The sequence below is a fragment of the Sporosarcina sp. SAFN-015 genome, from assembly GCF_059415085.1.
Genome location: NZ_JBPFDR010000002.1, coordinates 414,573 through 424,463, shown reverse-complemented (window position 1 = coordinate 424,463; position 9,891 = coordinate 414,573). Strand labels below are relative to the sequence as shown.

12 protein-coding genes are annotated in these 9,891 nt (G+C 46.5%); 5 read left to right on the top strand and 7 right to left on the bottom strand.

Features of this window, described 5'->3' with window-relative positions; translation table 11 throughout:
• Positions 1-527: hypothetical protein (locus ACR65H_RS05230; protein WP_440499102.1), on the top strand; the 527-nt coding region annotated here is incomplete at its 5' end.
• Here the strand turns inward: ACR65H_RS05230 and floT are convergent.
• Together floT and ACR65H_RS05220 are read right to left on the bottom strand one after the other, a co-directional pair.
• Positions 480-2,033, bottom strand: coding sequence for a flotillin lipid rafts scaffold protein FloT (gene floT, locus ACR65H_RS05225; protein ID WP_440499101.1), 1,554 nt, complete (start codon positions 2,031-2,033; stop codon positions 480-482). The genes ACR65H_RS05230 and floT overlap by 48 nt on opposite strands.
• Before the next feature lie 35 nt (positions 2,034-2,068).
• Positions 2,069-2,602 (bottom strand): NfeD family membrane protein, encoded by a 534-nt coding sequence (locus tag ACR65H_RS05220; RefSeq protein WP_440499100.1) that lies wholly within the window; start codon positions 2,600-2,602, stop codon positions 2,069-2,071.
• A gap of 226 nt (positions 2,603-2,828) precedes the next feature.
• Between ACR65H_RS05220 and ACR65H_RS05215 the strand changes: the two genes are divergently transcribed.
• From ACR65H_RS05215 to ACR65H_RS05205, 3 genes are all read left to right on the top strand, one after another.
• A complete protein-coding gene (locus ACR65H_RS05215) occupies positions 2,829-3,449 on the top strand; it encodes a DUF47 domain-containing protein (RefSeq protein WP_440499099.1) in 621 nt (206 codons plus the stop codon).
• A 13-nt stretch (positions 3,450-3,462) separates the two neighbouring features.
• Positions 3,463-4,461: an inorganic phosphate transporter gene (locus tag ACR65H_RS05210; protein WP_440499098.1), complete on the top strand. Its 999-nt coding sequence runs from the start codon at positions 3,463-3,465 to the stop codon at positions 4,459-4,461.
• A 158-nt stretch (positions 4,462-4,619) separates the two neighbouring features.
• Entirely contained in the window at positions 4,620-4,820 is a 201-nt protein-coding gene (locus ACR65H_RS05205; protein WP_191693533.1) for a cold-shock protein, read from the top strand.
• Here ACR65H_RS05205 and ACR65H_RS05200 read toward each other — a convergent pair.
• Positions 4,817-5,164, bottom strand: a complete 348-nt coding sequence (locus tag ACR65H_RS05200; RefSeq protein ID WP_440499097.1) for a hypothetical protein — start codon at positions 5,162-5,164, stop codon at positions 4,817-4,819. The genes ACR65H_RS05205 and ACR65H_RS05200 overlap by 4 nt on opposite strands.
• 151 nt (positions 5,165-5,315) lie before the next feature.
• Here ACR65H_RS05200 and ACR65H_RS05195 point away from each other — a divergent pair, with 151 nt between their 5' ends.
• Entirely contained in the window at positions 5,316-7,445 is a 2,130-nt protein-coding gene (locus tag ACR65H_RS05195; RefSeq protein ID WP_440499096.1) for an MMPL family transporter, read from the top strand.
• A 58-nt stretch (positions 7,446-7,503) separates the two neighbouring features.
• On the opposite strand, the gene ACR65H_RS05190 is transcribed toward ACR65H_RS05195, so the two are convergent.
• From ACR65H_RS05190 to ACR65H_RS05175, 4 genes are all read right to left on the bottom strand, one after another.
• The gene (locus ACR65H_RS05190) at positions 7,504-7,635 is read right to left on the bottom strand and encodes a hypothetical protein (protein ID WP_440499095.1); all 132 of its coding nucleotides are present in this window, start codon (positions 7,633-7,635) and stop codon (positions 7,504-7,506) included.
• Positions 7,632-8,108 (bottom strand): hypothetical protein, encoded by a 477-nt coding sequence (locus tag ACR65H_RS05185; protein WP_440499094.1) that lies wholly within the window; start codon positions 8,106-8,108, stop codon positions 7,632-7,634. The genes ACR65H_RS05190 and ACR65H_RS05185 overlap by 4 nt, the downstream gene beginning before the upstream one ends.
• A gap of 44 nt (positions 8,109-8,152) precedes the next feature.
• Positions 8,153-8,803 (bottom strand): pentapeptide repeat-containing protein, encoded by a 651-nt coding sequence (locus ACR65H_RS05180; protein WP_440499093.1) that lies wholly within the window; start codon positions 8,801-8,803, stop codon positions 8,153-8,155.
• 173 nt (positions 8,804-8,976) lie between these two features.
• Positions 8,977-9,855 carry a putative RNA methyltransferase gene (locus ACR65H_RS05175; RefSeq protein WP_440499092.1) on the bottom strand — a complete coding sequence of 293 codons (879 nt, stop codon included), beginning with the start codon at positions 9,853-9,855 and terminating at the stop codon, positions 8,977-8,979.
• Positions 9,856-9,891: the final 36 nt, after the last annotated feature.

The following is a 9,891-nucleotide window of genomic DNA, read 5'->3' as shown; positions in this document are numbered from 1 at the left end:
TGGACGCGGAGCGGCTTGCTTTGGACACGGGAGGACTCACTTTAGACGCGGGACTGCTTGCTTTGGACGCAGGAGGATTCTCTTTGGACGCGGAGCGGCTTGCTTTGGACACGGGAGGACTCACTTTAGACGCGGGACTGCTTGCTTTGGACGCAGGAGGACTCACTTTAGACGCGGGACTGCTTGCTCTGGACGCGGGAGGACTCACTTTGGACGCGGGACTGCTTGCTCTGGACGCGGGAGGACTCACTTTGGACGCGGGGCGGCTTGCTTTGGACGCGGGAGGACTCTCTTTAGACGCGGGACGGCTTGCTTTGGACGCGGGAGGACTCTCTTTAGACGCGGGACTGCTTGCTTTGGACGCGGGAGGACTCACTTTGGACGCGGGGCCATGCTTGCAGAAGATTTTCCTTTGGCGCGCTAAATGTCTTCGACAAATAAAAACACCCAAGCCGCCCGAGCGGTTGGGTGCTGACTTCTTATTCCTCTTCTACCGGTTTCGGCTTTACAGCGGTTGGCTTCGTTGAACGAAGCTCGTCTGTTAAGTTGTCGATACTTGGGCGAAGATTGTTTTTACCGACGTAGCTCTCCATCATTTCTTTTACGTCAATTCCTGAGGAGGCTTTCAATGATTCTTGTAGTGTGGACATTAAGTTCGTAGCATACGACGTCACTTTATTGGCGCCCCCGCTGCCTTCGCCGCCACCCGTATCGACAACAGTAATTTTATCGATATTCGAAAGTGGGCTAGCGATTTGTTTCGCGTATTCAGGGATCATCTTGACGATCATGTCAAGCACAGCTGCCTGGCCGTATTGTTCGAATGCTTCCGCGATTTTGCGTTTCGCTTCCGCTTCTGCAAGACCTTTCAGGCGGATGACGTCTGCTTCCGATTCACCTTGTGCACGTTGTGCGTCGGCTTTCGCTAAACCGTCAAGGCGGATTTTTTCAGCTTCCGCGGCTGCACGTGCTTCGATACGGTACTTCTCTGCTTCTGCTTCTGCCATTTGACGGGACTTATCCGCAGCTGCGTTTTGCTCGATTGCGTAACGATCCGCATCGGCTTTCTTCTTAACTTCTGAATCATACTGCTTCTCACGACGCAAAATCTCTTTTTCTTCCAACTCGATCTGCTTTTGACGCTCGATGATTCGAACTTGCATCTCTTGCTCTGTAACTTCCTGCTTCGCACGAGCGGATTCAAGTTCGTACGCTTGGTCGGCACGCGCTTTTGCGATATCCTGCTCACGGCGGTAGTCAGCGACTTTCAACTGATTTTCCTTCTCCGCTTCCGCGATTTCCGTAGCACGTTCGATTTCAGCTTTCTGTGCTTCCTTGGACGCTTCCGCATTCTTAATGCGTGTCTCTTTTTCAGCTTCGACTGTAGCAATGTCAGCATCGCGTTTCACTTGAGCGATACGCGGCTTACCGAGTGAATCCAAGTAGCCATTTTTATCACGGACATCTTTAATTGTGAATGAAACGATGACAAGCCCCATTTTAGCCAAGTCTTGCGATGCGACACGTTGCACTTCCTGGGAGAACTTATCACGGTTTTTATAAATCTCTTCGACCGTCATTGATCCTAGAATCGAACGCAAATGCCCTTCCAGCACTTCTTTCGCTTCATTTTCGCGGTCTGCTTTCGATTTTCCTAAAAACTGTTCTGCTGCCGTCGCGATTTCAGAAATCGATCCACCGATCTTAATGATGGCAGTTCCGTCGGCCATAACCGGAACACCTTGTTCCGTATATACTTCTGGCGTCGTTACTTCCAATTTGCTTGAAAGTAAGCTGAGCGGTTCCGATTGTTGGAATACCGGGAAGACGAATGTTCCTCCACCACGGATGATTTTGATCCGGTTGCCCGAGTCATCCGTATGTACGTTTTTCGATCCTAAATAACTTCCTGTCACAATTAGCGCTTCATCTGGCCCGACTGTCTTATACTTCGAAATGTAGACGAGTATGACAGCGAGCAAAATAAACACGACAATCCCGATGACAATAAACATTCCTGATAATCCTGCCATTCTGATTCCCCCTTAAATAAATGATTTTCCTTTGATCACTTGAAACGGAAAGGCTCATATTCCTTAACAATGAACGTCCCTTCTCTTACTTCGATGATCAGTACTTCTTTTCCGTAGTCGATCGCCTTGTTTTCATACCCTGCAGCCCTTTTCGAAATGACGCCATTCACCGTTTCGATAATGATTTCACCGAAACCATCGACCGGTACCGGAACAATGACCTTTCCGACTTGGCCCGTGAGCGAGTCATCCGTGTAGGCAAGCGAAACTTCCGCGGATTTCAATGGAAGGAGCACGAAGAAATATAGAAGGAAGTCCAATGCGGTTGCCGCCCCAAGTGCAATGATGAAGATTAGCAAATGATTCCATTCTGTCGTTAACTCCAAAATATAACCGACTGCAGATGTAAATGATATGAATGCAAGAATGACTGCTGGGTCCAAAAGCGGACTCGCATCGCCAACCCCTTCTGCAATATCACTGAAGAAAATGTACAGCACGGTCGCCAATCCCGCGATGATAAGAACGGTCAAATAGACATTGATAACCGGCATTCCGAACACTTCCATCCTCTCACCTCGCCTTCTCCTATTTGAATTCTATTATACATACGGACAATGAGTAATAAAGTTTCAATATTCTTGGAAATATTTCTAAAATGTTATCGACATAAAAATTCAACTAAATTGTCACTTTCACAAATAAATTATCATCTGTTTCAGTACTTATTTTTATTTTTTTTTGCTATGATAGGACTACTAAAAATTGATTCCGGAAACGGATGGAGGCTTAAAAATGTTTAGTCCACGTAAAACCGACCCTTTTTTCGCAGCTCTATTAGAGATTGCAGAGCATGTTAAGGAAGCGATGCACTATGCGAATGACTATAAAGTGACATCAGTAGCAGACTTGAAGGAAGTAAGCATCAAATTAAAGGAGTACGAGACCGCAGGCGACGATATGATTCACGACCTCATCTCTAAGCTTAACATTTCTTTCATGACACCGATTGAGCGGGAAGATATTTTGCAATTGGCTATTAAAATGGACGATATCCTAGACGGCATCGAGCATTTCGCAGCCAACTTGGAAATGTTCTCGCTTACGGAAATTGATGAGTATGTGCAGAAGTTCATGGATAACATCGTGAAAAGTTCCGATGAAATCGTCAAGGCAATGGAATTGCTGGCGAGGAAGAAGCTAGTCCAGATGCGGGATCACGCTGTTTTGATTAAAGAATATGAGCGCATTTGCGATGAAGTCCTTCGCACGTCAATCAAACAGCTGTTCATCCGTGAAAAGGATCCGATTCGAATTATACAGTTCAAAGATATTTATGAGTTGCTTGAGGACATTGCGGATCATTGCCAAGACGTGGCAAACACACTTGAAACAATTATCATGCGAAACGCGTAAGGAGTAAGTATTTATGGATATGATATTGTTTCTCACGATAGCAATCGTTGTTTTTGCGCTTGCATTCGATTTCATCAACGGATTTCATGACACGGCGAATGCCATTGCGACATCGGTCTCGACACGTGCTTTGAAACCGCGGACAGCTATCTATATGGCTGCAATTATGAATTTTATCGGTGCTTTGACGTTTACAGGCGTAGCAAAGACCATTTCCAAAGACATTGTTGATCCGTTTGTATTGGATAACGGATCACTCGTCATTTTGGCAGCCCTCACTGCAGCGATTGCTTGGAACTTGATCACTTGGTATTACGGCATTCCGTCAAGTTCGTCGCATGCTTTGATCGGTTCGATTGCCGGCGCTGCCATTTCTGCGGCAGGGTTCGGCATATTGAATTATGGCGGCTTTATCAAAATCATGGAGGCACTCCTCCTATCCCCATTCATTGCAATCGCGGGCGGCTTCCTCATGATGTCGCTGTTCAAGGTTTTATTGAAGAACCGCAACTTGTTCAAAGCAAATAAGCGGATTCGCTATTTGCAAATCGGAACGGCTGCTCTGCAATCATTTACGCATGGTACGAACGACGCTCAAAAAGCGATGGGAATCATTACGATGGCATTGATTGCCGCACAATTGCAGACTGGCGACGATATCCAGCTTTGGGTCAGGATTGCCGCTGCTACTGCAATGGGACTCGGCACATCTATCGGTGGTTATAAGATTATCAAGACAGTCGGCGGTAAGATTATGAAAATTAGGCCGGTCAACGGCGCCGCAGCCGATTTGAGCTCAGCCATGATTATTTTCGGGGCAACGCTTATTCATTTGCCTGTCAGCACGACGCATGTCATCTCCTCTGCTATCATGGGTGTCGGCTCTGCGCAACGTGTGAGAGGCGTTAAATGGGGAGTCGCGAAAAAGATCGTCATCACATGGGTAATCACCATGCCGATTTCGGCTGCACTTGCCGCAATTGTGTATCAAATTTTGAACTTATTCTTCTAAAAAAAACTTTTTCACTTGCATTGCCAAATGAGCTCTGTTATGATAAAGGAGAATTATTTTTGTTCATCGTGATGGTCACGGTGTAATGCTTGACCGCTTCAAGACTTGAGCAAGGATAGTAACACAATGTGTGCGAAGCACACGAGGAGGAAACAAACATGGAACAAGGTAAAGTAAAATGGTTCAACGCAGAAAAAGGTTATGGCTTCATCGAACGTGAAGATGGCGATGATGTATTCGTACACTTCTCCGCTATCCAAGGCGAAGGCTTCAAGACTCTTGAAGAAGGCCAAGACGTGACTTTCGAAATCGAACAAGGTCAACGTGGACTTCAAGCTACAAACGTTGAAAAAAACTAATTTAAATTAACCATTTCAAAACCACTTCCTTTGGGGAGTGGTTTTTTTCGTATTTCAAAGTCAGCAGGAACTCCTTTTGGACGTAGGCTAACGTGCTTTGGACGCATGAGCATCAGCTTTGGACGTGCGATAGCATACTTTGGACGTGCAAGCATCAGTTTTGGACGCATGAAGGCATACTTTGGACGCGCGAGCATCAGCTTTGGACGTGCGATGGCATACTTTGGACGTGCAAGCATCAGTTTTGGACGCATGAAGGCATACTTTGGACGCGCGAGCATCAGCTTTGGACGCGCAAGCATCGGCTTTGGACGCGCGAGCATCAGCTTTGGACGCGCAAGCATTGGCTTTGGACGCGAAATGCCTGCTTTTTGATGTAGAAACTCTTGTTTGAGTATGATTCTTACAATCTACTCCTTCAGAAAAGACAATTCCATACATCTTCGCTATGATTAGGGAATAGATAGAAATGATTCATGCTGGGAGGACGATTGTATGCGCACATTAGCGCGTTTAGTTACAAAATTTCATAAGACAATCATAATTGCTTGGGTTGCGCTTTTCATTGTCATGGCCTTTTTGGCGATCCGTTTGCCTGGGTTGCTTGCGGGCGACGGGTTCAGGATGGATGCGGAGCATGAACAGGTGATGAAGATCGCTTCGGAGAAATTCGATTTGCCGGCGGAAACGATGTTCGTCGTCTTTGATAACGTGAATGATGAAACAATCGCTTCCACCTTGACGAATATTGAAAAGCTGAATCTTGCATCTGAAATCGTTTCCCCACTGGAAAACGAAGAACAGTATACGAAGGATGTCTCCTACGCGCTGTTACACTTTGAAAAGAATGGCAAAGACATGTCTGCCGTCGTTACCGATATCCGGGATGCGATCGGCGATAAGGAAGGCATTGTCTTAACGGGCCAATCCGCCATTACAAAAGATATCAACACCGCGAGCCAGCGGGATTTAATGAAGGCGGAAGCGATCGGCTTGCCTATCGCGATCATCGTACTTCTATTTGCATTCGGATCGCTCATGGCATCGATGGTTCCTTTGATTGTCGGAGTCGCAACAGTTATTTCCACATTTGGCATATTGGCTTTAGTTGGCGGGCAGACAGACTTGGCAATTTTCGTCTTAAATATCGTTCCGATGCTCGGGCTTGCTTTGAGCATCGATTTCTCCTTGCTTTTCATTAGCCGCTATCGGGAAGAGCGATTGAAAAGCGACGTTCTTGAAGCTGTTGCAACGACGATCCGAACGGCAGGCCGCTCTGTCATTTTTTCTGCATTTTGTGTATTCATCGGGCTTGGCGCGATGTTTATTATCAAAGTTGAGATTTTCCAAAATATCGCACTTGGCGGCATGATTGTCGTCGGCATGGCGGTCCTTAGCTCAGTTACATTGCTTCCATCGATTTTGATTATGCTCGGCGACCGTTTGAATAAAGGTCGCATACTGAAGGTGAAGGAAAACGGCTCCGACCGATGGAGACAGTTCGCCAATGCGGTAATTAAAAGACCGATCCTTATTACAATTGCAGCGCTTGTACTATTGGGCATCGCTTTAATTCCAGTGAAAAATATGGATTTGACGATACCGCAGATTGACTCTCTGCCAGCGTCGTATGATACACGCGCTTCGTATGAATTGATGGATGACACTTTCGGGCTCGGCGATCAGTCGAATGTATATTTAATCGCGGAACGAGACGGCGGATGGTCTGATACGGAAGGATTACAAGCTTTGAAGGCACTGGAAGAGGATTTGGCTAATGATCCTCTCGTCGATAAGCTGACGACAATTTTCACTACTAGTGGAATCACGTCTCCTGAAGAATGGGAGCAGGCGACGCAAGTTCCGGAAATGAAGGCACAGCTTGAACCGCTTCTTCAATCATTTGTAAAAGATGATCAGTTATTGATTCCTGTGACGCTTCAAGCGAGAGGAACGTCTGACGAAGCGCAGCAGTGGGCGCGGGATTGGTCTGAGCAAACAGAATGGAACCTGTTGGTTGGTGGTCAGCCGAAGTTCAACCAAGAGATTTTCGATGAAATCTTCGGCAATATCATAGCTGTGCTGACGATTATACTCGTGTCGACGTTCATCATTCTCATGATTGCATTCCGCTCCGTGCTCATACCGTTGAAGGCGATACTCATGAACATCGTCGGATTGTCCGCGACGTTCGGGATTCTCGTCTACATTTTCCAATACGGCCACTTCGGGATGCATCCGGGAACGATTGCACTCATCATTCCGATTCTCGTCTTCAGTCTCGTCTTCGGCTTGAGCATGGACTATGAAGTGTTCCTCATTTCGCGGATGCAGGAGGAATATGCGAACACGTTCGATAATGATCATTCCACTGTCGAAGGGCTTGCGACAACAAGCAAGATTATCACTTCCGCGGCTTTGATCATGATTGTCCTGACCGGCGCATTCGCGTTCACGGACGTCATGCCGGTGAAGCAGATCGGTGTCGGCATCGCGATTGCGGTAGCCATCGACGCGACAATCATCCGCTTGCTGCTTGTCCCAAGTTTGATGAAATTGTTCGGAAAGTGGAACTGGTGGATGCCATTTAGAAAAGGTGAGTATAAAGCCGGAAATTGGCATTAACTTAAAAATAACTGCCTCGACAACAGAAATCCCAGTTGTCGAGGCAGTTTTATTTAGATCAATCCACAATCTCCACATTCGTATCGGCAGGTTTATCTCTATCAAATTCCGCCATCACCGCAAAATAGATGGCCGCCACTACAACAAGGACGAAAACGACGAGCCCGATGACGAGCGTTTTACCCTTCACACGGATTCACCTCCGCCGAGTTTAAAGTTCTCCTCTTTCAAATAATCCGTAGCTTCCTGATAATCGCCGAAGCTTTCCTCCAAATTATAACCATGATAAATATTGAAAAAGCCCTCTTCTTCCAATAACGTCAGCTTCTGGCCCTGCTCATTCACCCATACTTCCTCAAGCAGCTCTTCTTCCTTAGCCTCTTCCTCAGTCGAAAGCGCTTTGATGGCGTCCCGAATCGTCGCTTTCAATTCCTCTTCCGTCGCTTCACGGATATTGACGAGCCCACGGTCATCCGCCTCGTAGCCTGGAATTCCTTCCACATACACAAACCCATTGCCGTTCGGATGGAGATGCTGGACAACAACCGTTTTGTCGTAAAGGCTATCTTCATAATGATAATTGAGCCGCTTCATCGACACTTCTTTCCGTGTAAGTTCAGGGAATGTCTCAATAATTTGTTGTTTTTGTTCGAATGTAAGCATGCTTTGGCCACTCTTTCTTTGTCAAATGTCTTTTCAGTATACCATTATTCGTCTTTCACCGTCAGACCGAGTGCACGCGCAAAACCGAGAGCTTGCTCTGTCGATACGATGCATCCCGCAATTTTCGGTACCGTCACTTCTATTCGTTCATATGTATTGGTGGATAAATCTACTCCATCCAAATCGGTTTCCGAAAAATTCGCATCGTCCAACTTGCACTTATCAAAACGGACTTGTTTTAAATCGCATTCGTAAAAATCGCTGTCCTCTAAGTTGCATCCCGCGAACTCCACTTCTTTCATTTTTGAAAAATTGAAGTTTGCGTAACGGATATCACTTTCCTCCATTAATAGATGCCCTAAATTAGAATTGGCCAAATCCGCTCCCGTTAACTTTGAATTGCGGACCTCACATCGATGGAACATGACATTTTCCATTTGGACGTTCGAAAAGTCGCATGTTTGGAATAAAACATCGACGAATTCCACACCTCTCCAATCACTGTTCGCAAATGACATATCTTTGAACACGCAATTATCGAAAACGAAGCGCTCGTCCTCTGCTCCCGGCATTGTTCCGCCTTCAAATCTTGCTTTTTCAATAAATCTGTCCCGACTCCATATATCGGATGGCCCCAACAGCTCATGTTCCGTCGACAGTTTCGGACTCACACGCTTGTCCTTTTTTTCTCCCATAAGTACCCTCCTATCGCGTTTTCCATTCAATAAAGATGACGAGCAATATGACAACTATGAACGCCAGCATATAAAACCAACTTGGAACGGCGCTTATTCCACTAAACATCTGCCCTCTCCCCTTCCCCCATGAATTTCCCAATTATCACCACTCAAAACGGGTTTTTCACCGCTCAACCAATTCCCCCTGCCCGTCGAACACCTGCTATTACCCGCAGATCAATCGTAATGTGTTTCATTCCCTTCACAAGCACCTCGTGAATCCGTTCTTCACTCGCATTCCAAGTTAGCGGTGTCATGCGAATCAATGGAGCGAGCAGCGCTTCAGGCAATTCAAATTGGTACGTCACCCGTTCGGTCTCGACAGAGTCGAACTGTTCGCGGAACCGCCCTACTGGGTCGGCCTCCTCTTTCTGCTGCTTGCCGTCGTAGAAGACTTCCCGCAATTCCTGCAAGTATCCGGTTTCCGGGACCACTTTCACCAATACGCCTCCCGGTATCAACAGCCGGTTGAATTCCGCATAATTTGCAGGTGATAAAATATTTACGATCGCATCCATGCTCGAATCCGCAAAAGGCATGGTAGCGAGATCCGCAACACTCCAAATGAGGCCTGGATACATCTTCGAAGCTGCGACAATTCCTTCCTTCGCCAAATCAATGCCGACGCCAATAGTTCCCGGTTGCATTCGTGAATGAACTTTATGTAAATGAGTTCCTTCGCCACAGCCAGCATCCAAAAGGACAGGACGTTCAGTTCCCATCAAATGCGTATGTAAACGGGCAATGATATTGTCAAGAACAGGTCCGAAAAAACCGCTATCCATGACGGCAGTCCTCGCTTCAAACAGCGATTTATCATATTTTGTGGAATGCGCTTGCGGCGCCAAATTAACGTATCCGCTCTTCGCCAAATCAAATGAATGCATGTTCCAGCAGACGAGACGCGAATGCTCCTCCATTTCCATTTCGGTTGTGCAGATCGGACATCTAAATAGCCGTAAATTGTCCTCTATTAGTAACGCGCTTTGCATTTTCTTCGTCAATTTCATTTTCATGCTCCGTTCGATTATTGTTCTACCAGTATA